The organism is Bartonella callosciuri, assembly GCF_014203215.1.
Lineage (GTDB): Bacteria > Pseudomonadota > Alphaproteobacteria > Rhizobiales > Rhizobiaceae > Bartonella > Bartonella callosciuri.
Genome location: NZ_JACHIM010000003.1, coordinates 108,858 through 134,154 on the forward strand (window position 1 = coordinate 108,858; position 25,297 = coordinate 134,154).

General features: G+C 36.8%; 23 protein-coding genes and 1 pseudogene. 14 read left to right on the forward strand and 10 right to left on the reverse strand.

Annotated features, from left to right (window positions below; all coding sequences use genetic code 11):
* The first annotated feature begins 4 nt into the window (after positions 1–4).
* The 5 genes from HNQ69_RS03955 (at position 5) to polA (ending at position 6,023) form a co-directional block, all read left to right on the forward strand.
* A complete protein-coding gene (locus HNQ69_RS03955) occupies positions 5–601 on the forward strand; it encodes a Maf family nucleotide pyrophosphatase (protein WP_183228784.1) in 597 nt (198 codons plus the stop codon).
* The gene (locus HNQ69_RS03960) at positions 594–1,475 is read left to right on the forward strand and encodes a shikimate dehydrogenase (RefSeq protein ID WP_183228785.1); all 882 of its coding nucleotides are present in this window, start codon (positions 594–596) and stop codon (positions 1,473–1,475) included. Before HNQ69_RS03955 ends, HNQ69_RS03960 begins: the two co-directional genes overlap by 8 nt.
* Positions 1,472–2,059 (forward strand): dephospho-CoA kinase, encoded by a 588-nt coding sequence (coaE, locus tag HNQ69_RS03965; protein ID WP_183228786.1) that lies wholly within the window; start codon positions 1,472–1,474, stop codon positions 2,057–2,059. The genes HNQ69_RS03960 and coaE overlap by 4 nt, the downstream gene beginning before the upstream one ends.
* A 4-nt stretch (positions 2,060–2,063) precedes the next feature.
* A complete protein-coding gene (gene dnaQ, locus HNQ69_RS03970) occupies positions 2,064–2,771 on the forward strand; it encodes a DNA polymerase III subunit epsilon (RefSeq protein ID WP_183228787.1) in 708 nt (235 codons plus the stop codon).
* A 342-nt stretch (positions 2,772–3,113) separates the two neighbouring features.
* Entirely contained in the window at positions 3,114–6,023 is a 2,910-nt protein-coding gene (polA, locus tag HNQ69_RS03975) for a DNA polymerase I (RefSeq protein WP_183228788.1), read from the forward strand.
* Positions 6,024–6,033: 10 nt separating this feature from the next.
* Here polA and HNQ69_RS03980 read toward each other — a convergent pair whose 3' ends face one another.
* From HNQ69_RS03980 to ihfB, 7 genes are all read right to left on the reverse strand, one after another.
* Positions 6,034–6,897 (reverse strand): endonuclease/exonuclease/phosphatase family protein, encoded by an 864-nt coding sequence (locus HNQ69_RS03980; RefSeq protein WP_183228789.1) that lies wholly within the window; start codon positions 6,895–6,897, stop codon positions 6,034–6,036.
* 112 nt (positions 6,898–7,009) lie between these two features.
* Positions 7,010–7,783, reverse strand: coding sequence for a Bax inhibitor-1/YccA family protein (locus HNQ69_RS03985; protein ID WP_183228790.1), 774 nt, complete (start codon positions 7,781–7,783; stop codon positions 7,010–7,012).
* A gap of 1,122 nt (positions 7,784–8,905) precedes the next feature.
* Complete coding sequence (gene lspA, locus HNQ69_RS03990) at positions 8,906–9,409, reverse strand: signal peptidase II (protein ID WP_183228791.1); 504 nt, start codon at positions 9,407–9,409, stop codon at positions 8,906–8,908.
* Positions 9,399–10,253, reverse strand: coding sequence for a TrmH family RNA methyltransferase (locus HNQ69_RS03995; RefSeq protein WP_183228792.1), 855 nt, complete (start codon positions 10,251–10,253; stop codon positions 9,399–9,401). Before HNQ69_RS03995 ends, lspA begins: the two co-directional genes overlap by 11 nt.
* 2 nt (positions 10,254–10,255) lie before the next feature.
* Positions 10,256–11,188, reverse strand: a complete 933-nt coding sequence (locus HNQ69_RS04000; RefSeq protein ID WP_183228905.1) for a class I SAM-dependent methyltransferase — start codon at positions 11,186–11,188, stop codon at positions 10,256–10,258.
* Positions 11,189–11,356: 168 nt separating this feature from the next.
* Entirely contained in the window at positions 11,357–11,653 is a 297-nt protein-coding gene (locus tag HNQ69_RS04005) for a LapA family protein (RefSeq protein ID WP_183228793.1), read from the reverse strand.
* A gap of 8 nt (positions 11,654–11,661) precedes the next feature.
* Complete coding sequence (gene ihfB, locus HNQ69_RS04010; protein ID WP_183228906.1) at positions 11,662–11,940, reverse strand: integration host factor subunit beta; 279 nt, start codon at positions 11,938–11,940, stop codon at positions 11,662–11,664.
* 198 nt (positions 11,941–12,138) lie between these two features.
* Between ihfB and lptC the strand changes: the two genes are divergently transcribed.
* The 6 genes from lptC to rlmN all read left to right on the forward strand — a co-directional run bounded on the left by lptC (position 12,139) and on the right by rlmN (position 19,110).
* A complete protein-coding gene (gene lptC / locus HNQ69_RS04015; protein WP_183228794.1) occupies positions 12,139–12,783 on the forward strand; it encodes an LPS export ABC transporter periplasmic protein LptC in 645 nt (214 codons plus the stop codon).
* Positions 12,784–12,861: 78 nt separating this feature from the next.
* A complete protein-coding gene (locus HNQ69_RS04020; RefSeq protein ID WP_183228795.1) occupies positions 12,862–13,470 on the forward strand; it encodes an LptA/OstA family protein in 609 nt (202 codons plus the stop codon).
* A gap of 6 nt (positions 13,471–13,476) precedes the next feature.
* Positions 13,477–14,271: an LPS export ABC transporter ATP-binding protein gene (gene lptB / locus HNQ69_RS04025; RefSeq protein WP_183228796.1), complete on the forward strand. Its 795-nt coding sequence runs from the start codon at positions 13,477–13,479 to the stop codon at positions 14,269–14,271.
* Between the two features lie 1,193 nt (positions 14,272–15,464).
* Positions 15,465–15,929, forward strand: coding sequence for a PTS IIA-like nitrogen regulatory protein PtsN (gene ptsN / locus HNQ69_RS04030; protein ID WP_183228797.1), 465 nt, complete (start codon positions 15,465–15,467; stop codon positions 15,927–15,929).
* A 1,431-nt stretch (positions 15,930–17,360) separates the two neighbouring features.
* The gene (locus HNQ69_RS04035) at positions 17,361–17,864 is read left to right on the forward strand and encodes an invasion associated locus B family protein (protein WP_183228907.1); all 504 of its coding nucleotides are present in this window, start codon (positions 17,361–17,363) and stop codon (positions 17,862–17,864) included.
* 40 nt (positions 17,865–17,904) lie between these two features.
* The gene (gene rlmN, locus HNQ69_RS04040; RefSeq protein ID WP_183228798.1) at positions 17,905–19,110 is read left to right on the forward strand and encodes a dual-specificity RNA methyltransferase RlmN; all 1,206 of its coding nucleotides are present in this window, start codon (positions 17,905–17,907) and stop codon (positions 19,108–19,110) included.
* Positions 19,111–19,116: 6 nt separating this feature from the next.
* On the opposite strand, the gene HNQ69_RS04045 is transcribed toward rlmN, so the two are convergent.
* Complete coding sequence (locus HNQ69_RS04045) at positions 19,117–19,755, reverse strand: LysE family translocator (RefSeq protein ID WP_183228799.1); 639 nt, start codon at positions 19,753–19,755, stop codon at positions 19,117–19,119.
* Between the two features lie 212 nt (positions 19,756–19,967).
* Here HNQ69_RS04045 and HNQ69_RS08145 point away from each other — a divergent pair.
* A pseudogene (locus HNQ69_RS08145) lies at positions 19,968–21,133 on the forward strand (argininosuccinate synthase).
* Between the two features lie 96 nt (positions 21,134–21,229).
* Here HNQ69_RS08145 and HNQ69_RS08150 read toward each other — a convergent pair.
* On the reverse strand, positions 21,230–21,361 hold the full coding sequence (locus HNQ69_RS08150) for a hypothetical protein (RefSeq protein WP_281380901.1): 132 nt from the start codon (positions 21,359–21,361) through the stop codon (positions 21,230–21,232).
* A 200-nt stretch (positions 21,362–21,561) separates the two neighbouring features.
* On the opposite strand from HNQ69_RS08150, the gene HNQ69_RS04055 reads away from it, so the two are divergent.
* Complete coding sequence (locus tag HNQ69_RS04055) at positions 21,562–23,223, forward strand: lysine--tRNA ligase (protein ID WP_183228800.1); 1,662 nt, start codon at positions 21,562–21,564, stop codon at positions 23,221–23,223.
* A complete protein-coding gene (locus tag HNQ69_RS04060) occupies positions 23,223–24,800 on the forward strand; it encodes a peptide chain release factor 3 (protein ID WP_183228801.1) in 1,578 nt (525 codons plus the stop codon). Before HNQ69_RS04055 ends, HNQ69_RS04060 begins: the two co-directional genes overlap by 1 nt.
* A gap of 99 nt (positions 24,801–24,899) precedes the next feature.
* On the opposite strand, the gene trxA is transcribed toward HNQ69_RS04060, so the two are convergent.
* A complete protein-coding gene (trxA, locus tag HNQ69_RS04065; RefSeq protein ID WP_183228802.1) occupies positions 24,900–25,223 on the reverse strand; it encodes a thioredoxin in 324 nt (107 codons plus the stop codon).
* Positions 25,224–25,297 lie beyond the last annotated feature (74 nt).

A 25,297-nucleotide genomic window follows, 5' to 3' on the forward strand; every position in this document is an offset into this window, starting at 1 on the left:
TTCTATGGCAGCAGATAGATTAATATTAGCATCTCTTAGTCCTTATCGTGCACAACTATTAAAAAAAGCAGGTTTAAGTTTTTCCATTAAAGGAGCCTCTTTTTGTGAAAGGGAAGCAGAAAAAAAAAGAAAAACAAAGAGTTCTAAAGAGCTTAGCTGTTTTCTTGCAAGTGCAAAAGCAAAAAATGTTTCTGATCGCTTTCCTGATACTTTGGTTCTTGGTTGTGATCAAGTACTTGATTTGGAGGGGCAAGTTTTCCACAAAGTCACAAGTAGCAGAGAAGCACGTCAACGTTTACATGATTTATCAGGAAAAACCCATTCTCTTCATAGTGCGGTGGCTTTATTTAAAAATGGAAAAGAAATCTGGGTGGAAGCTTTTAGTGCATATATGTCAGTCCGCCCTCTTTCATCAGAGTTCATTGAACGTTATTTAGCACGTGTAGGGACAGATGCTTTAAACAGTGTAGGAGTGTATCAAATTGAAGGAGAAGGAATCCATCTTTTTGAAAAAATTGACGGAGATTTTTTTACCATTATTGGTTTACCTTTATTGCCTTTATTAGTAAAACTACGTCATTTGAGGGTCATTGATGGTTGATTTAACAATAAAGAGCGAAAAAATAATTTTTCCACGTGCTTTTGTTGTTGGTACTCCTGTTCATCATTCAAAATCACCAAAAATTCATAATTTCTGGCTTAAACAATATAATTTACAAGGTGAATATCTCGCACAAGAAATAAAATCTGAAGAATTTAGAGGTTTTTTAGCGTCTATAAAAAGGAAGGGATTTTGTGGAGGTAATGTCACTCTACCCCATAAACAAGAAGCCTTTCATTTAGTCAATTATAAAGATGACATAGCAACAATGATTGGTGCTGTTAATACGCTTTGGTATGAAGGAGATAAACTTTGTGCCACAAATAGTGATGCCTATGGTTTTAGTGCTAACCTTGATGATTTTGCTCCTGATTGGGTCGGGGAAACAGCTCTTGTTTTTGGTGCAGGTGGTGCTGCACGCGCTATCTTATACGCCTTAAAAAAACGTGGATTTGAACGGATTTTCTTAGTTAATCGTACAAAGCAACACGCAGATGATTTAGCTGAATACTTCGGAAAACCTATAGAAGTTCACGATTGGTATAATATGCATGAAATACTTTATCAAGCTGATTTAATTGTCAACACAACTTCTATAGGTATGGCAAATCAAAAAGAGAAAAAAAATGATTCTTTTTTTTGCGATTTTCATAAGATAAAGGCAACAGCGTTAGTGACAGATATTGTTTACACGCCATTAATAACGCCTTTTTTACAACAAGCAAAGATGTACGGTTTAAGAACAGTTGATGGGCTTGGTATGCTTTTACATCAAGCTGTTCCTGGTTTTGAAAGGTGGTTTGGAATAAGACCACAAGTAACAAAAGTATTACGCAATGCAATTTTAGAGGATATGAGTGAAGAGAGAGGATGAAAATCATAGGACTGACTGGATCAATTGCTATGGGAAAATCAACAGTTGCTGATTTTTTCAAGCAAGCAGGTATTTCCGTTTTTAGTGCTGATGAGGCAGTGAACCAACTTTATAAGAGTGAACCAACTTTATCACTTATAGCACGTACATTTCCTGGTGTTGTTGAATACGGTAAAGTTAATCGCCTAAAGCTTTCTGAAATTTTGATAAATGATAATAAAAAATTACAAATATTAGAAAAAATAATTCATCCTTTGGTGCAAGCTAAGGAAAAAGAATTTATTGCTACAGCGCGCCAACAGGGAAAAAAGTTGGTTGTTCTTGATATTCCGCTTCTTTTTGAAACAAATGCTGAAAAACGTGTAGACAGCGTGGTTGTTGTCTCTGCTCCACTGGCAATACAAAAAGAGCGTGCAATGATTCGTCCGAATATGAATGAAAAAAAATTTGCTTTTATTAATGCTAAACAAATGTCTGATAAAAAAAAACGAGAACGTGCTGATTTTATTATTGATACGGGAAAAGATTTAAAGAATACACGTCAGCAAGTTTTTTGTGTGATAAAAAATTTGCTAAAGAATTAAAGTAATGCGTGAAATTATTTTTGATACAGAAACAACAGGTTTAGATAAAGAGAAAGATCGCATAATCGAAATCGGTTGTGTAGAGATGATTGATCGTTATCTCACAGGACGCCGATTCCATGTTTATTTGAACCCGCAAGGTGTTATTATTCCTGATGAAGTCGTAGCAATTCATGGATTGACCAATGAACGCTTAAAAAATGAAAAAAGCTTTAGTGATATCGCTGATGAATTTTTGGAATTTATCAATGGTGCAACATTGATTGCCCATAACGCCAGTTTTGATATTGGCTTTCTTAATGCAGAATTAGAACGAGCGAATAAACCCCTTATCAGGGTTGATCATATTCTTGATACATTGGCAATGGCACGGCGTAAGTTTCCCATGGGTCCTAATTCTCTTGATATTTTGTGCAAACGTTTTGGAATTGATAATAGTCATCGTGTTCTTCACGGTGCTTTACTGGATGCGGAGATTCTCGCCGATGTTTATATTGAGCTCATTGGTGGAAAGCAGGGCGTATTGGGTTTTGATAACAGGGACAGTTTTGATGCTAATACCCAAAATGATGAAAATGTCCCCTATGCAGCTAAACTTCGGCCACAAGCTTTACCTTCAAGATTAAGTGCGCAAGAAAGAAGTATGCATGCTGATTTCATCAAAAAAATGGGTGAAAAAGCCCTGTGGAATAGCTTTAAATTCCCTCAATAAATTCCCATTCTTTTCCTTAAAAAGATGATTCAAAAATCTAAGAAACAAGATCTTTTAAAATATGGTTCTCAAAAAAAATATGGTCGTTGTGGGGAGGGGAACACCACAACGACCCTATCGTTACATCGTACCTCAGCTATCATAGGAGGAGCAAAATGAAAGCTATTATATCCTGTAACAGCAAAGAAAAGCTCTAGGTACCGAATATAAAGTGTAACGACATATGCTTTATGAAAAGAAAAAATGGCTTTTTAGAGGCAATTCGATAATTTTTAAAATAAGAATGAAAAAAATATATAAAAGGAAATTATTTTTTGAATAAAAAGGAGAAATGAAATTGTTATGAAAGCAAAAGATCATCTGTTTTTAATTGATGGATCAGGCTATATTTTTCGTGCTTACTACGCTTTACCACCTTTAAAGCGTAAAAAGGATGGACTTCCTGTAGGAGCTGTGGCTGGTTTTTGTAATATGCTGTGGAAATTGCTCTGTGATGCACGCAATACAGCTACCGGTGTTGTTCCAACACATTTTGCTGTTATTTTTGACTATTCATCCGATACATTTCGGAAACAAATTTATCCACAATATAAGGCTAATCGGGAGGCACCTCCTGAAGATCTTATCCCTCAATTCGCATTAATACGCCAAGCAACAAAGGCTTTTAATTTGCCTTGTATTGAAAAGGAAGGGTTTGAAGCGGATGATTTAATTGCTACCTATGCACAATTGGCAACAAAGGTTGGAGCAAAAACAACTATTATCTCTTCTGATAAAGATCTTATGCAATTGGTGAATACGCATGTATCCTTGTATGATGCAATGAAAGACAAACATATTGGTGTTTCTGAAGTTGTAGAAAAATGGGGTGTTACGCCTGAAAAAATGGTTGATTTGCAAGCTTTAATTGGAGATGCAACAGATAATGTACCAGGTATTCCAGGCATTGGTCCAAAAATTGCAGCACAATTGTTGGAGCAATTTGGCTCTCTTGATCTTTTGTTACAGCGTGTAATAGAAGTCAAACAAACAAAACGGCGTGAAAATATTCAAGCTTATAGTGAACAGGTAAAAATTTCTCGTGAACTTGTTCGGCTTAAAACAGATGTTCCTATAGACAATGATTTAGATGATTTTATTTTGGAACCTCAAAATGGTCCACGTTTAATCGCTTTTCTTAAAGCTATGGAATTTTCGACACTAACACGTCGGGTGGCAGAGGCGACGACATGTGACGCAACGGTTATTGATGCACTTGATATAGATGATGTTGAGTGGGAAAAGTCTGGATATGAGCGTGATCCTAATATCAAGAAAGCTGATAGCATATTCCTACATGATTTTTCTGAAAATTCTCCACAACGGTTGGCACAAAAACGTAAAGATCAAGCAGTATCGCAAAAAATTATAAGGAGTGCTTATACAACGATTCTTGATGAAGAACTTTTGAGAGAATGGCTATCGGAGGCACAAGAGCAAGGATTTTTTGCTTTTGATACTGAAACAACATCACTTGATCCTATGCAAGCAAAGCTTGTGGGTTTTTCTTTGGCATTACAACCGGGGAAAGCAGCTTATATACCACTTGAACATGTTGAGGGGGGAGATGATCTTTTAGGAGGAGGACGCATTGCTAAACAAATTGAAACACAAAAGGCTTTGACGCTTTTAAAACCAATCTTAGAAAATCAAGCGGTTTTAAAAATTGGTCAAAATATAAAGTATGATTGGTTGGTGATGAAACAACAGGGTATTGTGATACGCTCTTTTGATGACACAATGCTTTTATCGTATGCTTTAGAAGCTGGAGTTTTAACGCATGGTATGGATATTTTGTCTGAACGTTGGCTTGGGCACAAACCAATTGCCTATAAGGATTTAACAAATAACGGAAAAAAGATCACTTCTTTTGCAGAGGTAGATTTGAAACAAGCAACCCTTTATGCCGCCGAAGATGCTGATATAACGATTCGTTTGTGGCAAGTTTTAAAACCGCAGCTTGTGGCTCAAGGGATGACAAAAATCTACGAGCGTCTTGATCGACCACTGATAGAAGTTCTTGCAAAAATGGAAGAACGTGGCATCCTCGTTGATCGGCAAATTTTATTACGTCTTTCAGGAGAGCTAGCTCAGACTGCTATTATTCTAGAAGAGGAAATTTATCAACTAGCTAATGAGAAATTTAATCTTGCTTCGCCAAAGCAATTAGGTGATGTCCTTTTTGACAAAATGGGATTGCCTGGAGGCACTAAGACCAAAGGTGGACAGTGGTCAACTTCTGCACAAGTTTTAGAGGAGTTGGCTGCTGAAGGTCATATTTTGCCGCGTAAAATTATTGATTGGCGTCAACTTGCAAAACTAAAATCTACTTATACAGATGCTTTACCCTCTTATATTTTGCCAAAAACAGGGCGTGTTCATACAAATTACTCTTTGACTACAACATCAACAGGACGGTTGTCATCATCAGATCCCAACTTGCAAAATATTCCAGTGAGAACCACTGAGGGACGTAAAATCCGAACAGCTTTTATTGCTCCAGAAGGACATGTATTGCTTTCAGCTGATTATAGTCAGATTGAATTGCGCATTCTTGCACATATTGCCGATATAAAGGCATTAAAAGAAGCTTTTGCTAGCGGTCAGGATATTCACGCAATCACGGCATCGCAAATGTTTGGGGTTGCTATAGAGGGCATGCCTTCAGATATACGACGACGTGCGAAAGCGATTAATTTTGGTATTATTTATGGCATTTCAGCTTTTGGATTAGCTAATCAATTAGGGATTTCACGGCAAGAAGCCGGGCGTTATATTCAACTTTATTTTGAAAGGTTTCCAGGAATTAAAAATTATATGGAAACAACGAAAAGTTTTGCACGCCAAAATGGTTATGTAGAAACAATTTTTGGACGTCGTATCCATTATCCGGAAATAAAAACGGCAAATCTACAAGTACGTTCCTTTAATGAACGAGCTGCTATCAACGCACCAATTCAAGGATCAGCAGCGGATCTTATTCGCCGTGCCATGATTCAAATGGAAGATGCTTTAGAAAAAGAGAAGTTATCAGCAAAAATGTTGCTGCAAGTGCATGATGAATTGATTTTTGAGGTCCCAGAAGACGAAAGCGAGAAAACCATGGCTCTTGTGAAAAAGGTTATGGAAAATGCTACAATGCCAGTTCTCTCTTTGTCGGTCCCTCTTGAAGTAAAAGTAATGATTGCGCAAAATTGGGATGAAGCACATTAGTCTTTTCTACTTATTGGTTTTTAAGAATGGTCATGGCATTTGAAAGGTCAAGATACGCTTTGATAGGCAAGTGATCTGAGGCAATGCGTGCAAGTGGTGAATGATGCGTTTCGATATTTGTCACTAATTGATGAGGAAACGAAAGAATTCTATCAAGGGCTAGAAAGGGAAAACGAGAGGGAAAACTTGGTATAATTCCAAGTTTATTATCAAAATAAGGAGAAAAATGGTTTAAAGATGAGCCTTTTCCTACCCGCCATTCATTTAAATCACCAACAAGGAGTGTGGGCATAAGGGAACGTTTTTGCAAAAGTGCAAGGAGCATTTTTGTTTGCTGATTGCGAGAGTGTCGTAATAAGCCAAAATGAGCGGCAATAACACGAATAAAACCAACTTCCATTTCTAGCTCTACAATTACAGCGCCACGTGGTTCAATCCCAGGAAGAGTGATTTGTAAGATGTCGTGTATATGTCCTTTTCGCAAAAAAAGAGCGTTGCCATGCCAGCCATGACCTTGAGGTGACATGGTATTCAGGGGCACTGGAATCAGACCTGTTTTATCTTTTAACAGTTTAAGATCAATCAAACCAATGCGTTCACCAAAGCGTTTATCTGCTTCTTGAAGGGCAAGAATATCAACTTGTAGTTCAGTAATAACACGTACAATACGCGTAGGGTCAAAAACTCTATCAACGCCGACGCATTTATGGATATTATAAGAAGCAGCAGTGAGGTCATAATGATGATTCCGATTTATTATGTCTAAGCGATGACAAGAACGTTTGCGAATTGCATTAAAAAGAGGGCTATGAAGCCTTTTCTGCATAAATGTAGTAAAGCGGGGAAACTCTTGTTTGTAAGGTTTCTTTGTCATTTTTATGAGATAGATGTGCCAAAGAGGTAAAGGGCAAATGCTTGGCTAAAAACAAAAGAACCCTGTTTCCTTTGAGAAACAAGGTTCTTTAATTGAGTTATGATTGTTGCAATCAATCACGGTTTGAACCAAGAAATTGTACCAAGAAGACAAACATATTGATGAAATCAAGATAAAGACTAAGTGCCCCCATAATAACTTTACGACCTCGGGTATCGATTCCATCCCCTTCGTAATACATTAATTTGATGTTCTGTGTGTCATAAGCAGTCAAACCAGCAAAGATGAAAACGCCGATAACAGAGATAGCAAATTGTAAGGCACTTGATCCAAGAAAGATATTAACGATCATGGAAAGTATCAAGCCAACCAAACCGATCAAAAGAAATGAACCCATCGCTGTGAGGTCACGCTTTGTTGTATAACCATAAAGTGAAAGAGAACCAAAAGCTGCAGCGGTAATAACAAACGTTTGCACAATACTTTCTGTTGTGTAACGCAAAATTATTGAGGACAGTGAAAGTCCAACGAGGGCAGCATAACCAAAAAAGAGGCTACGAGCAGCACTTGTACTCAATGTGTTAATTTTAAAACTTAGGAATAAAACCGCCACAAGTGGTGCAAACATAACAAGGTAGGAGAGTGGCGATGTGTAAAAGGTTACTCCGAATGGAGTTAAATAAATACTGTTATTGATTTGAGCGGCTGCCTGGCTCATATCTGTTGTCGTTGCTAATGATGCAATTGCATAAGCAGCAGCAGCTGTAATAAGCAAACCAATAGCCATTGTATTATAGACGCCCAGCATATAGCTGCGCAGTCCTTGATCAATTGATGCATCGGCACGGGAAACAGACGCCGAACGTAAATTTTTAAAATCAGCCATAATATAAAGTCCTTTAGCATATGTTCCACCAGATGTCGGGGTTAAAAAGAGTTTCTATCATTAAAGCACCAGCTTTGTATAAGCTTTTACTTAGCAGATACAAACAACCCCAGGTGCCGCTGGTGGAATCCCAGCATACCTCCCTTTATTATGGAGATTTATTTTAAAATTACAAGAGACTTATCTTTGGAAGAAACCTTACAAATTAGTAAGGAAAAAGCTTGTTTTGATTAAAAGCGTTAAGTTTTTTAAGACTTTGTGCGAAAAAAATGAGAATATGAGCTTTCCTTTATTTCTTATGGAAAGTTATAATGTAAAATTCATTGGAACGATCACTTTTGTGTTTATGAAAGTGCAATCCTGCACCAATTATTATATTTGCCAGTTCTTAATGTTGCTTCAGTTCTTGCATTGAGATTGCTCATAAGAGGCATTTTTAGTCCTTGCTAAAACGTTTTTATTCACATGTTGGTCCCGCTTATGATGCGCAAGCGAATAGTTTTAATTGATTTATCATCAAAAAGATTGAAATGATAGAATCTGATGATATTCGAAGCTCTCATTCAACATGTAAAATGATGATTTACCTTTATAAATCAGTATATTGCTAATATTACACTTACACGGTTCATGAGAGGCATCTAAAGTTTTTTCAAAACAGTATTTTCAAAACATATGCCAATTTATTTATTAATTTATTATGGAGCGGATTTTTCTGTTTCAACATGAGACGGGTTGAAACGACAAAATACGACAATATCAAGGAGTCTAAACTCAAGATTAAAAATTATTATTTATGTTTAAAATCAATTACTTAGATTTATAATTTGAAAATATGTAAAAAAGGATAGAAATAAAATATTGGGCACAAGTATTTTAGCATAATAACTGTAACCATCATTAAAAAGGTGACGTCGAGAATAAGAAAGTGAGAAAATGCTGTTTTAAAAAAGCAAACAAACTGTATTTAATAATCTAACAGCGTCGGTATAAATAAAAAACAAATTTTTTTAACAAAACTCTTATGAAAAATGGTAAAAAATAATCTCCAAAATAGGAGATGTAAAGATGTACACATTTTTTTCATATATCGTATGTGGTTGCTTGAGTGAGTGAAGGCTTTTATTTAGAAAGTGTACGGTTGGAGTACCGTTTTGCTTTTATCCATATACGCAATTCTTCAATAAGAATAGCAATAACGCCAAGTGTGATAAAAGTATCGGCAAGATTGAAAATAGCAAAATAAAAAATTTCATCAACATGAAAGAGGATATAATCAGTGACATGATGAAAACGGATACGGTCAATAAGATTACCAATTGCTCCGCCAATGATAAGAATAAGACCAAAGCGTGTTAAAGACTTGTTATATTCAACATTTTTCCAGAGCCATAAAAGAAAAACAATAATAAAAAGCGTAATGGCAATAAGTCCCCAATGAGAAAAGGACGAGAGAAAGGAAAATGCGATACCAGAATTACGCACATGGTAGAGGGAAAGAAAAGGAAGAAGAGGGCTTTCTGTTCCTAAGGGCATAGTGTGCACAACCCAATATTTGACCGCTTGGTCAAGTCCTACTGTAAACACTAAACCAAGAAGAAAAAAGGGCAGTGATTTACGTATCATATTCTGGCCTCACATGTTCTAGTTTTAAATAAGGGCGGCGGATTTCATAAAGCATGACAGCTGTCGCTACCGCTAAATTAAGCGAATCAGCTCGCCCATTTTGTGGGATACGAGCAAGTTTATCACAACGATTTGCAAGAATTTCTGATAAACCTTCTTTTTCATTTCCCATGAGAAGTACGATGGGTCCATCTTTGAAGTCAATTGTACGATAATCGGTAGCTCCTTTAAGATGGGTACCAACAATCATGCTTTTAAAGTTTACAGACCAGTTTAAAAACGTGCTTTCATCACAGCGATAAAGTGGTATACAAAAAATTGATCCCATTGTTGCACGTACTGTTTCAGGTGAGAAAGGATCTGTTGTCTCGCCAATCAAAATAACACCTTTGGCTCCTACGGCATCAGCCGTGCGAATAATGGTGCCAAGATTTCCGGGATCACGGATCCGGTCAAGCGCGACGTAAACATCCTCAACCCGTCCTTGTGTCATTTCAAGCGGTTGCCATTGTTGTTTAAAAATACCAATAACTGTTTGTGGATTATCACGGCGAGTAATGGATTCCATGACCTTTTGTGAGGCTTTAATGACAAAACCACCATTTGCTACAGTGCGTGCGGCAGTATTTTCAGTAACGGTGTTACCAATTTTGCTTTTAGAAAAAATGAGTGTTTGTATTGTCCAGCCAAGATTGAGAGCATCAATGACCAATTTCAATCCTTCTGCCATGAAAAGACCTTCTCGATTACGGTTTTTCTTTTGACTGAGCGCGCGAAGGTCTTTGATGATGGGATTGCTAAGGGAGGTGATTTCTTTAACCTTACCGATTTTGGGTATAGACATATTCAGGCAATCCAACGGCTAAAAAGGGAAGTAGAAAGGGCACGTCCAGCGATTTCTTCACGCAAGATCAATTCTCCTGATTCGACCGTGCCGCCAAGATTTATGAATTCATCACGTATTAAAGCATGGAGTGCATAGAAAGAAGCGCGAATAGAATAAACTGTAAGCACGATGGCAAGCGGTTTATCGGAAAGAAGTTTACGACAGTTTGTGATCATAGTTGGTAAGTGATCAAACAATTGCCAAATTTCGCCATGAGGTCCACGCCCGTACGCAGGAGGATCAAGAAGAATCATATCATAGTTTTTTTTACGACGCAGCTCGCGTTCGACAAATTTTACGGCATCATCGCAAATCCAGCGAATAGAGCGATCTGATAATCCTGCTCTTTCTTGGTTGGCTTTTGCCCAAGCAATGGCTTTTTTAGAGGCATCAACATGGGTAACATTTGCACCCACGCGTGCGCCAATCAGAGAAGCAATACCTGTATAACCAAAAAGATTGAGCAATTTTATCGGACGTGTCGTTTTAGAAATTTGTTCTTCCATAAAGCGCCAATGGGCATCTTGTTCAGGAAAAACACCCACATGACGAAAAGAAGTAAAACGACCTAAAAAAGACAATCCATTCCAAGTAAGAGGCCAGGTTTCACCAAGTGGTTTTTTTGGAAAATGCCAACGACCAACACCTTCTTCATCTCGATTGCCTGTGAAAATAGCATCAACATCAGCCCATTTCTTTTGTGATAATGCGGGTTTCCATAATGCTTGACCTTCTGGTCGAATAATACGGCAAGTCCCATAACGCTCTAATTTTTGTCCATTACCAGAGTCAATAAGAGCATAATCTGTACTGGATCCAGTTTCTAAAATCAGAGGCAATTTTTCCTGCGGGTACACATTGTTGTAGTGAGGTTGAAAACATTGTGCAGGCATGTTCTGTGTCACGATACAGGTTACTTTGAAAGTTTATGTTAAAAAGTTCTTGAATATCTCGTAAGAGTGCAAAATTTTAAAGTCAATTAAAGCATGTATAGGAAAAAAGAGAAAGAGCACTTTTAATTTTGTGTAAAACACAATAAAAAAAGTTTCACTAAAATAATCTTACACGATATTTGCAATCGACATTTTTAACTTTTCAAGCTCAGCTTTGCTTTGTTTGAGTGCTTTTTTGCATTTATGATACGCAAGCCAATTAATAAAGGTTCCTAATAGAACACCAAGAGCGAAAAAAATCAAGAGCCATATAAAAAAAGGAGCGCGGTAAGTAAAACTTTCAGAGCTGATTCGAAAAGGATCCAATGTTAACATAACCATTTGACTATTAGCTACCATGAAAGCAACCAAAAACGCTGTGGGAATCACCAAAAAAATTGCTAAGAGGGTATGTTTAAGTGTCATAAATTTACTCACTGATTGAGTCTATCACGCAAATCTTTACCAGTTTTGAAAAAAGGAATCCATTTTTCTTCAACGGCAACAGCATCACCTGTTCGTGGATTACGCCCGTTACGGGCTGAACGGCTTTTAACAGAAAAAGCTCCAAATCCACGAAGTTCAACACGATTACCATTTGCAAGTGCTGTTGAAATTTCCTCAAAAATGGCGTTCACAATATTTTCCACATCACGTTGAAAAAGATGCGGGTTCTGACGGGCAATAATCTGCACAAGCTCTGATTTAACCAAAATAGCCTCGCTTTCACACAAAAAAGGTTTCTATAATTTTGCATTTCATTTATGCACATTACAATATATATAAATATATATAAATGAAGGCAAAATAAAACCAAGAACAAACAAATTGCAAGAAACAAAATTTGAAAATACCTCTCATAAAAGGTATACAGGTTGGAAAACGCGGAACATTTAAGAGCTTAGGGTAGTATGTTCGTACATAATCATTATGAAGTCTTTTCAACAAAATCATCTTTTGGTGATGTTTTTAAAAAAGCATCCCACCATTCGCGTCGTATTCGTATATTAAAGTTTTTTTTACCTATTTTGGCATTGGCTGTAGCACTCGTTTTTTGTTGGTTTACATTTTTCTTTTCTCCCATTGCTTGTGATCCTGTGGCTTTGAGTAATGAAGAGGGAGAGATAATGAAATTAACGATGCTCAATCCAAGATTAGAGGGTTATACACGTTCTCATGAACCTTATTGGCTTAAAGCAGAAAAGGCATTTCAAGATCGTACACGTTCTGGAGTCATTGGGTTACAAAATATTACTGCTGAAGCGCTTATAGGCAAACAAAGACGGGTTTTTCTCGATGCGCAAGGGGGAGTTTACGATAATATTCATGGTTTTTTGCAATTGGATAAGCCATTCACCATTACGACCAATGACGGAATGACTGCACAATTTATGGCAGCAAATATTAATTTATCTGAGGGGCAATTAAACACAGATAAACGTGTCAATATGCAACGAACAGGTTTTCATCTTGCAGCAAATTCTTTGCAAGTTCGAGAAAAAGGACAAAAAATGTACTTTCATGGTGGTGTACATTTAGTGCTTGACAAGCAATGAGAGAGTTTCAATACGAATTTTAAATGATTTTTTTATGAAAGGGAGTGATGTGTCTATAGAAGAGTTGAGAGTGATGAAATGAAGCCGAAAGGATCATACAAAAAGTGGATGGGTATTGCTTTGACTTTGAGTATGAAAATGTTAGGATTTGGAACAGTTTTTGGATATGCTGAAGTGGCTCATTTTGGAATTAGTTTATCAAACGATAAAAAACCGGTAGAACTTTATGCAGATTCTTTAGAAATAATTGATAAAGAAGGAGTGGCGCTCTTTAATGGTGATGTTTCGGTAGTTCAAGGTGAATGTCTTCTGCGAACGGAAAAATTAGTTGTTTATTATGATAAAGCGCATAAATTAGCTAATAGTGACAAAATAGATATGAAACCATCGTCACCTGCTTGGTTTGATTCAGCAGGTGTTAAGAAAGTGGAAGCTTTAGGAAAAGTTTACATAAAGATTGCCACGCAAATTGCTACGGGTGATAAAGGCGTTTTTGATGGAAAGTCAAAAATGATGAGCTTGACAGGGAATCGTGTTGTATTAACCGATGGCGATAATGTGGCAACGGGGTGCAAACTAACGGCAGATATGAAAAGCGGAAAGGCTTTTCTAAAAGGTTGTGAGACGTCTGAAAAAAAGGACCGTGTTTCCATCATTTTTAAACAAAGTCAAAAGAATGGCCATTAAGGTTTCATGTTTGGAATCAAAAGAAAAAAACAGACGGATAAACATAATTTAGCAAGTGAAGCTTTAAGAAAGCGCTTAAAGGGGACTTTAATTGCCAGTCGTTTGATTAAATTTTACCGTGGAAGACAGGCTGTTAATGGTGTTTCTTTTGGTATTCGTACTGGAGAAGCCGTTGGTATTTTAGGTCCCAATGGTGCGGGAAAGACGACTTGTTTTTATATGGTTACGGGTCTCATTAAATCGGATGGAGGGTCCATTAAAATTGATGGGTTTGATATTACTCATCTTCCTATGTATCGACGTGCTCGTTTAGGTATTGGATATCTTCCCCAGGAAGCCTCTATTTTTCGTGGTCTTTCAGTAGAAAATAACATTAAAGCTGTATTGGAGGTTGTAGAAAAAGACCGCATTAAGCGCCGTGAAGAGTTAGATGCTCTTTTACATGAATTTAAAATTGATCATTTACGTAAAATGCCTGCACTTTCCTTATCAGGGGGTGAGCGTCGACGACTTGAAATCGCGCGTGCTTTAGCCTCTCGCCCCAATTTTATGTTACTTGATGAACCATTTGCAGGAATTGATCCTATTGCTATTTTTGATATTCAGCAGCTTATCCGTCATTTAACCAAACGCGGAATTGGTGTTTTGATAACGGATCATAATGTGCGTGAAACACTGGGTCTTGTCGACCGCGCCTACATTATTCATGCAGGACAAGTTTTAGTTCATGGTCGTCCTCATGATATTATAAACAACGCTGATGTACGCAGAACTTATTTGGGAAATCAGTTTTCTCTTTGATTTTAAAGCTTCTATGGAGTCTTATTTAAGTCTAAATGGATAAACATAGTGAACATGAATGCCATTTCCACACATTTAGGCAATCAATCAAATACACTTCACAAGGCGAATGCTTCATTTTGATTCTTCAGCTATTATCGGTATGCATTTTCATTCCATTAATAAAAAAATCACTGTTGTTTCGTCGCAGAAACTATGTGGCTTTTTAATTAAGAATTTCAACATAAAAAATGAAATACAATTGCTTTGTGTCAAAAGGTATTTTTAGGTGGAGGTGCAATAAAAGCTTCTTAGCGGATTGTGTTTATCATTTTATTGCTAAGAAGCACCTTAACTTCTTTTATAATTATAACTTTAAACTGAGTTTTTTATATGAGTAAAAAGATTTCATGAGGCTGAGGTGAGCTTATTGTTTTACTGGTTTATTCTGTTTTTGATTGTTTAATAGAAAATATATTACTAGATTAACCTTATAATGAATGATAAATGATATTAAATAAACACGCGTATTGTTGAAAGATATCTAGATATTAATAATGCTTTTCTTGGCCGATTCAGACAACATATCGATATATAGATGATGCTGTTTCGGATATTTTTATGGTAGCACCATGGGTTATATATATTATGGTTGTCAAATAAGGTTTGTGGTGTTTTGTTGGTTTGCATTGCGTATTTAAAAGCAGATGTGCGAGTGCAAATATCATGTCCAATATGCGAATCTCTTTAAAATATCTGTTAAGCGAATTTAAAGCTTTTTAGATCGTTTGAATTAACCATCGTTCAAGCTACACAATAATTGTCAAAGTAAAGTGCCATTTTACTTCAATCTGTTTCACATTTTGTGGGAGTTAGTTTTTAAAAGGAACAAGAACAATGGATAAGAAATTTTATGCTACCTTTTTTGATTATTATCTGTGAATTTATGAAGGATGGTCTTTGCTGGTATCATAGGAGAATTACTTTTATGGACAACGTCATTTCCTTGTTTTCTCATACTGTTAATTAGGAGTTGAATCCTATTTATTGTTGAGCTGAGAGCGATATTTGATGGATTAAATCATCATCTGTTGTGGATTGAAAAGTAAATATACGTGTTATGATGCAAAAAGGCGACAGAGCTTTTGTAGGTATTTATTACCTTTTACGGGGTTGTTGATAGGCATTTGAGCGTGCAAAAGGAAAATTGAAGTATGAATTTGAATGAGTTAATTACACCGGAAGCAATTATTCCGGCTCTTAAGGCGAATTCGAAGAAACAAGTTTTGCAAGTTTTAGCCGGAAAGGCAGCCGAGTTAACAGGTCTTGATGCGTGTGTAATTTTTGATATTGTTTTACAACGTGAAAAACTAGGGTCAACAGGTCTGGGTGGTGGTATTGCGATTCCTCATGGGAAACTGTCTAATATTAACCGAATCATTGGTATCTTTGCGCGTCTTGAAAGCTCCGTTGATTTTGAAGCTCTCGATGACGAACCAATAGATCTTGTTTTTCTTCTTTTGGCACCTGAAAATGCTGGTGCAGACCATTTAAAAGCTTTGTCGCAGATTGCGCGTGTCTTGCGTCATACTGATGTTGTGCAAAAATTACGCAATACCCATGACGCTAAGGTACTTTATAATTTATTGATTCAAAGTTCAGCAACAACCATAGCCTAAAAGACGTTGTAGTATACGTTACGGATAGTGCAGCACAGAGTAAATTAGAAAGTGATATAATCTAAGTGATATAATATACTTGTAAAGAATTCAGAACTATTAATAACATCCTATGATTTTGAAGGAATCGCTTCTAAGGGAATTTTCACTTTAAAAAACAAGAGACAGAAATAGTTTCTGACTTTTGTTACTTTTATGGATGCAGCATCCATTGTCATTATCATGTTTTTTTGTCCATTTAATTTGGATTCTTATCTGTGAATTGGATTTTTTCGTACATTAAAGATAGTTTGAATTTACAGTGATATTCGGATTTAAGGTCCAAAAGAGTGATAATGAGTATCACGGACTTTTTTGTATGAAAGGGTAAGAAAAGTTTACTGTTTAAGGACAGGTTTTGTTTAGATGTCAGCGACAGCAAAAGCCAATATTAAAAACAGTTTGTAAGAATGAAAACTGTGAATTGTGTGTTGAGGAAAGGGGATTCTTTGTGCGTATACAAACCTTTTAATTGTATTTTATTGATTGAAAGGTCTTTTAAAAAAACTATAGAGCGGAAAGTTTAGAAACTGTTGTAGAAAGAGAAGAGAGGTTGATGTTTATAAATACCATCAGAACAAAACTATGGTATTTGTCAAATAAACGCCTCAAAAGTTTTTAGTTAAGGAGAGTGGATATTATTGAGCACATCAAGCAATAGGATTTGATTGGTTTAGATTTTTGGAATCATTTCAAAAATTAGCAATTTAAGATTGTAAGATATATGGCGAGAGTAATTGGCATTAAAATAGGTGAAGTTCTATGCGGTGATTGGGGGTACAGGAGCTATACGCTCTGTTTTTCATGGCAAATATGCTGATAGTATTTGATAATTTTTTATAAAAAGGCATCAATATCGTGCAAAGATGGTATCTAGACAATGTTGAATCAAAGTACGGAGACACTATAATTGGTGAAAAGTAGAATATTTTGCGATTTTTATTAACACAAATGTGTTGAATATGTTAGGTTTGCAAATGATATTCGAAAGGCTATAAAATGTGGAGTGTTTCTTTATGGGATGCAGTTCCAAGACTTTGCAACAAATTGCCTACGGTAAAAGGGTGTCGTTTATTTCTTAGCAGGATTATAGTATGTTCATACTCTGTTTTTAGGTTCAATTACTTAAAAAATGAGTTTTTTACGCGGAAAACAAAATTGGTAGCATAAAATCAAAATGTTGTTTTTTAAAAATCTTGTTATTGAATAAAAAATTCATGTTTTAGTAACAGCTAAAAGATCATAATTGAACGCAAAAATCTGTTATGGTTGAGGTGGAACCATTTTGCTTTTTAAAGGGGTTTGAACAACTATACTAAGGTATCGATGAACTTTTGTTGGACTTTTCCAATGAAGAGAATCTTTTTAGAGACTAAAGAAGGCTAAATGAAGATGTTTGAAAAAACTGTTATGGTTGCATCGGTAGTGGTTCTAACTACTGCGGGAGCGGCATGGGCACAAGCGCCAAAACGTTTAAATCAATTTGAGGCGTGGGGGACCTATTCTTATAAATCGCCACAAAATACAATTTGCTATGTATTATCGGTACCTTTGGAGTCACTCCCGACAACGGTTAATCATGGTGATAATTTCTTTTTGGTAACCAAGCGTTCTCATTCTCCTGTCTCGTTTGAACCACAATTTATGGCGGGTTATACACTTAAAGAAGGGTCGAAAGTTACTGTAACTATTGGAGATAAGGATTTTGATTTTTTCACGAAAGATTCGTCAGCTTGGTTAGCTTCATCAGCGTTAGAAAAGCAGCTTGTTTCTGCAATGCGTTCTGGGTTAAATATGACAGTGAAAGCTCTCTCAAAACGGGGAACGCATACGACCTATACTTATTCCTTAAAAGGAATCACGGCTGCATTAAATGCGACTCATGACTGCCATTAAGATCTCTACAGTTCTAAACTAGTGACATAATTGGAAAAAAATGGCGATTTCCTATGACCTGAGACCTATTGGTTCATGTCCGGCACGAGAAACAAATAATGTTGCCGTAAAGGAGAGTTCTAAGCTGTCTTTGATCGGCTTATCACAAGATGAAATGCGACAAGCTTTAGAGACAGTTGGTGTACCAGAACGTCAAACGCGTATGCGTGTACGTCAGCTTTGGCATTGGCTTTATGTCCGTGGTGTTTCAAATTTTGATGAAATGCTGAATATTTCTAAATCAATGCAAGAAATGCTTAAAAACCATTTTTCCATTGCTCGTCCGGAAATTATTGGAGAACAAATATCAAAAGATGGTACACGTAAATGGCTCTTGCGTTTTCCAGCACGTGGAACTGGCAGGCCTGTTGAAATTGAAACGGTTTATATTCCCGAGGAAGGGCGTGGTACTTTATGTCTTTCATCGCAAGTGGGATGTACGTTAACCTGTTCTTTTTGCCATACAGGAACACAGGTACTTGTTCGCAATCTGACAGCGGAAGAAATTTTAGCACAATTATTGGTTGCGCGTGATTGTTTGGGTGATTTTCCGGATAAGAATACTCCTGATGGAGCGATTGTTCCAGTTGAAGGGCGCAAGATTACCAATATTGTTATGATGGGAATGGGAGAACCACTTTATAATTTTGAAGCAGTCAAAAAAGCTTTATTGATTGCTTCCCATGGAGATGGGCTTTCTTTATCTAAACGTCGGATTACGCTTTCAACCAGTGGGGTTGTTCCTGGAATTATCCGAACGGGAGAAGAAATTGGCGTTATGTTGGCAATTTCACTCCACGCAGTGCATGATGCACTACGGGATATGCTTGTTCCAATCAATAAAAAATATCCGCTTTCTCTGTTAATGGATGCTTGCCGTAATTATCCTGGCCTTTCCAATGCTAAGCGAATTACATTTGAATATGTTATGCTAAAAGATATAAATGATAGTTTAGACGATGCTAAACGATTGATTCAATTGCTGAAAGGGATTCCTGCGAAAATTAATTTGATTCCTTTTAATCCATGGCCGGGGAGCAATTATCAATGCTCTGATTGGGAACAAATTGAGCGTTTTGCTGATGTGGTTAATCAAGCAGGCTATGCTTCTCCTATTCGAGTACCACGTGGACGCGACATTTTGGCTGCGTGTGGTCAGCTTAAATCTGCTTCAGAACGTTTACGTAAATCTGAACGTTTACAATGAATGGTTTCAATTTTCATTAATAAGAATACGTAGAGCGAAACTTGTAAAAACGCCTGCGATAAGCCAATCAAGAAAACGGATATAAGAAGGATTTTGCTTAAGTCCATTGAAAAATTTGTGAGCCATAAAAACTATGGAAATGTTAATAGGTAGAGAAATAGGAATATAAGAGAGACCCAAAATGAGCAATTTTTGCGTAGCCATGGGATCATTTGCATTGATAAATTGTGGCAAGAAAGTCACGTTAAAAAGAATGGCTTTGGGATTTAAAAGATTAATTACAATAGCATTAAAATAATTGCGTCTAAGACTTTTGTGTTTTAAAGATGTCTTTTTTAAAGAAAATGTCGAATGTTTCCGCAATGCTTGAAAGGCAAGCCATAAAAGGTAAAAGGCACCCACAACTTTAAGAAGGAAAAAAGCGAACGGTGAAGCAAAAATAAGAGCTGATAAACCAAGTGCTAAAGCGGTAACTTGAAGGGCGAAACCTGTTGCACTCCCTAAAACACACATAATTCCAGCTTTTTTGCTTTGTGTAATAGTGCGTGTCACTGATAGGATAATATCAGGTCCTGGAATAAGCGCTAAAATCAACGCTGCCGCATAAAATTGTATCAAAATAGACCATTCAGGAAGAAACGACATATAAATCTCCTCTTATTTGCGAGGTATTACCTCACAATTTTTGTCTCTAACGTAGTATCTTAACTTACACCATTTCGTTTTTTGCGTCTTTATTAATGTTGCTTAAAGAGAGTTCACTTTCATTTCTTGTATAATTTTATTTTTTATTAAAAAATAAAGCGAAAAATATAGAATTTTAAGATGAAAAAGAGGCAAAATGTTAGAAAGTTGTTTTGGCTTATTCAGACGGATTGGATACGTCAATTATTCTTAAACTGTTGCAAAGTGATTTAGGGTTGAAGTTGTAACTTTTACAACCGATTTAGGTCCAGGAAGAAGAGTTGACATTGGTCCGCCGTAAGGCTGAAATATTTGGTATTAAAGAAATCTATACTGAAGATTTGTATGAAGAGTTTGTACGTGTTTTGTCTTTCCAATGTTTGGGGCTAATGCAGTTTATGAAGGAACCTATCTTTTGAGAACGTTGCTCATCCGCCTATTTCAAAACGCATTATTGAAATTGCTAAGAAAACAGACGTAGATGCAATTGCCCATAGGATAACAGGAAAAGGCAATGATCAAGTACGTTTTGAGCTTTCTACTTATGCACTTAATCCTGATATAAAAATTATTGCTCTATGGCAAAGGTCGTACGGGTTTGATTAACTTTACGCATGCACATCAAATTCCAGTAGAAAGGAATAAGCAAGGCGAAGTGCCATTTTCGATTGACGCAAATTTATTATACTCGTTATTAGAAGGAAAAATTTTTGGAGGATCCGGGACTTCCTGCTTCTGAGTATGTGCATATACATATTATTTTTCCTGAAGCTGCTCCAGACTGAGTAACTAGAAACACACTTGGCTTTTAAAAAGGCTATTCCATATCAACCAATGGGAAAAATTTATCTCCCGTGAATTTACTTGCTGAATTGAATAATTATGGATGCGACAACGGTATTAGGTCAATTAGATTTGGTAGAAAATCGTTTTGTTGGTATGAAGTCACGTGGCATTTATGAGAAACCATCCTTTTGACTGCTTATTAGGCGATAGAATCTTTGACATTAGATCGGGAAGTGGCTTATTTGAAAGATGAATTAATGCCGCGTTATGCAGAGCTCATTTATTATGGTTTTTGGTTTTTACTTGAGCGGAAAATATTTAGGCTGCTATTGATTTATCTCAAGAAAATTTTGAAGGCGAAGTTACATTAAAGCTTTACAAGTATAATGTAATTGTTGAAGAATGCTAAAGTAAAAAGTCGCTTTATTCCGATAAATTTGTCACTTTTGAGGGTGATGAGGGTGCTTATGATAAAAAAGATGCTGCCGGTTTTATTAAATTAAATACCTTGCGTTTACGTACATTGGCAGCACGTTCGTTAGAATATAAATAAATAACTCGATAAAAACCACTCTTACAATCAATATAATAAAAGGGAGTTTTGTCTAAGACATTTAATTTTGTCATTTTTCTAACTTATATATGTTTTTTAATAGATTATTTGTCCGATTTTTATTTCGATGTTAGAGGGTTTTTTTTCTTTCTGATAAGTGTAGTAGACAAAGCCTAGAATAATGGCAATTAAGGCACCAATAACCCAAATAAATAAATTATATTTCATGATATTTATACTTTATTAATATAAAAATAAAAGAAAAAATATAAAAAAAAGAAAATACGACGGAAAGAATAAGGCAGAGACTCATCATAACAAGGGTATAATAAGAAAATTTTGATAGCTTTTTGCTTTCTATTATTGACGAATAAATCCAAGAACCATACACCATACCATTAAAGAGTTTAGTTTTTAGGATGAAGATGATGATGCGTGATCCTTGTAATGCCCTTAGCCTTGCACCAGAATTAAGAGATGCGGCTTTTCAATCAAAAGTTTGGCCATTTGAAGAGGCACGTAAAATTATTAAACGGTATGAAAAAATAGGTTATCCAGAGAGTGTCATATTTGAAACAGGTTACGGACCTTCTGGTTTACCGCATATTGGAACATTTGGGGAAGTTGCCCGTACAACCATGGTGCGCCATGCTTTCCATATTCTCACAGAGAATAAGGTTAAAACAAAACTGCTTTGTTTCTCCGATGATATGGATGGTTTGCGGAAAGTTCCGGATAATGTGCCTGATCGCGAGAAGATGGAAAGCTATCTTGGTCAATCACTTAGCCGCATACCGGATCCTTTTGGCGATGGCTATCCTTCTTTTGGAGCAGCAAATAATGCGCGTTTGTGTGCTTTCCTTGATCGTTTTGGTTTCGATTATGAATTTGCAAGTGCTACTGATTATTATAGTTCCGGGCATTTTGATGAAACACTTTTAAAAATACTTGCCTGTTATGACAAGGTCATGGCGATTGTTTTGCCAACATTGGGTGAAGAACGCCGCGCCACTTATTCACTCTTTTTACCTATTTCTCCATTTTCTGGAAAAGTATTACAGGTTCCGATGGTTGCTCGGAATGTTGAGAAAGGCACTATTACTTATATTGAACCTGAAACAGGGGAAACCATTGAAACAGAAGTCACAGGTGGTAAAGTTAAGTGTCAGTGGAAAGTGGATTGGGCAATGCGTTGGACAGCGCTTGGTGTTGATTATGAAATGGCCGGAAAAGATCTTATTGATTCCACTAATCTTTCTTCTAAAATTTGCAAAGTGCTTGGTGGGAATCCGCCAGAAGGATTTAATTATGAGCTCTTTTTGGATGATAAGGGGCAGAAAATTTCAAAATCCAAAGGAAATGGCTTAACCATTGATGAGTGGCTAAGTTATGCTCCAACAGAGAGTCTCGGGCTTTATATGTTTTTAAAGCCCAAAACAGCAAAACGGCTTTATTTTGATGTTATTCCCAAAGCCGTTGATGAATATTATGCGCATCTTTCAGCCTATGGACGTCAGAAATGGCAAGAGCGGCTTAATAATCCCGTATGGCATATCCATAATGGTTGCCCTCCACAGGTTGATTTGCCTGTATCCTTTGCTATGCTACTGAATTTGGTGAGTGCTTCAAACGCAGAAAATAAAGAAGTCCTTTGGGGTTTTATTTCTCGCTATGCTAAAGGAGCAAATGCGCAAACTTATCCGGAACTTGATCAGTTGGTGCAATTTGCCATTAAATATTTTGATATTTTTGTCAAACCAAACAAAAAATTTCGAACACCGGATGACAGTGAACGCACAACATTAGCGCAAATTGATACGAAATTAGCCAGTTTACCTGAAGCTGCAGATGGAAATACACTTCAAAATGCGCTTCTTGATGTTGCACGTTTAACGGAACGCTATCAAGATCATAGCAAAAAAAGTCCTGAAGGGGGCCCAGGTGTTTCAAATGTCTTTTTTCAAATGCTCTATGAAGTTCTTTTAGGGCAAGAACGAGGACCACGATTGGGATCATTTATTGCGTTGTATGGGATTAATGAAATGCGTGCACTGATTGCTGAAGCGCTTGCGCGACCTCAGGGGAAATGATGGAAAAGAGAGTGCAAGAAGTAAAACGGCGCCGCACGTTTGCAATTATCGCTCATCCAGATGCAGGGAAAACAACGCTGACAGAAAAGCTTTTATTATTTGGTGGAGCTATTCAGCTTGCTGGTGAGGTGAAAGCAAAAAAAGATCGTATTCAAACCCGTTCTGATTGGATGCATATTGAACGGGACCGCGGCATTTCGGTTGTGACATCGGTGATGACGTTTGAATATGAAGATCATATCTTTAATCTTTTAGACACTCCAGGGCATGAGGATTTTGCGGACGATACGTATCGTACTCTCACAGCCGTTGATAGTGCTATTATGGTACTAGACGGTGCACGCGGAATTGAGCCGAGAACACTGAAATTGTTTGAGGTGTGTCGAATGCGGGATATTCCTATTGTTACTTTTATCAACAAAATGGATCGCGGGGCGCGTGATCCTATAGAACTTTTAGATGAAATTGAAGAAAAACTTGCTCTTGATACCGCGCCAATAACCTGGCCGATTGGTACAGGTAAAGATTTTGTTGGAACATTTGATCTTCATCATAATCGTTTTCGTCAAAAAGATGATGAGGTAACGCAACATATGGTTTCTGGGCCCGATGAAGTTGCAAACTTGCTTCCTGAAAACCAACGCTTTTCTTTTATTGAAGGAGTAGAACTTGCGCGAAGTGCCTGCAAAAATTTTGATCTTCAAGCGTTCCGTGAAGGACATATGACACCAGTTTATTTTGGTTCGGCTTTACGAAATTTTGGTGTTCGTGATTTGATCAATGCGCTCATTGATTTTGGTCAAAGTCCTCGTGATCAGAGTGCAGATAAACGCAATATCATAGCAACTGAATCTAAAATGACAGGATTTGTTTTTAAAATTCAGGCTAATATGGACCCTAATCATCGTGATCGTATTGCATTCTTTCGGGTATGTTCGGGAACACTTGAACGTGGCATGAAGACAAAGTTAGTACGAACAGGAAAGCCCATGACCCTTTCGGCACCACAATTTTTCTTTGCGCGTTCACGTCAGATTGCTGATCAAGCCTATGCCGGTGATATCGTGGGGATTCCTAATCATGGAACGTTACGGATTGGTGATACCTTGACGGAAGGAGAAGATATTCTCTTTAAGGGAGTGCCTAATTTTGCACCAGAAATTTTGCGTCGTGTTTGTTTAGGCGATCCGATGAAAGCAAAAAAACTGAAAGAAGCTTTGCAACAAATGGCTGAAGAGGGGGTCGTGCAATTATTTATTCCCGATGATGGATCGCCTTCTCTTATTGGTGTCATTGGTGCTTTGCAAATTGATGTTCTAAAGGAACGACTTAAAATAGAATATGGTTTGCCAGTGAGCTTTGAACCAGCACGCTTTAATGTATGCCGTTGGATTTCAGCACAAAGCAAAGCTGAGCTTCAAAAGTTTCTTATCAATAACCGTTCTGCCATTGCTCATGACCTAGAAGGCGATCCTGTTTTTTTAGCAGAAAATTATTTTTCATTGAATTATGAAGCAGAACGGGCGCCGAAAATAAAATTTGCATCTTTTAAGGATTATCAAATACGCTCTGAATAAACAAATACTCTTTTGCAAGAAAAGAATTATCCTTAAAAAATCAAATAAGGAGGAGAGGTAAAACTCCTCTCCTTTGTAAAAAAATCACTCTGAATAGACTTAACGAAGCCCATCTTTTATCCATTCAGAAACACGTGTTTTAGAAGCAGCACCAACCATATTTGATGCGACATTCCCGTTTTTAAACATCAATAAGGTAGGGATTGAGCGTACTCCGTATTGGGTAGCCAATTCTGGATTTTCATCAATATTTACTTTGACAATTTTAACTTGATTTTGCATTTCCGTTGAAATTTCATCCAGAATTGGAGCAATCATTTTGCAAGGGCCACACCACTCTGCCCAAAAATCAACTACAACAGGCGTAGAAGAGGTCACAACTTCATTTTCGAAATTGTTCTTATTAACTTTTATACATGTCATTGACTTATCCTTTATATTCACTTCTATAGATTGGTACGATAACGATTTATATCAAGTTATTGCACAGATAAATT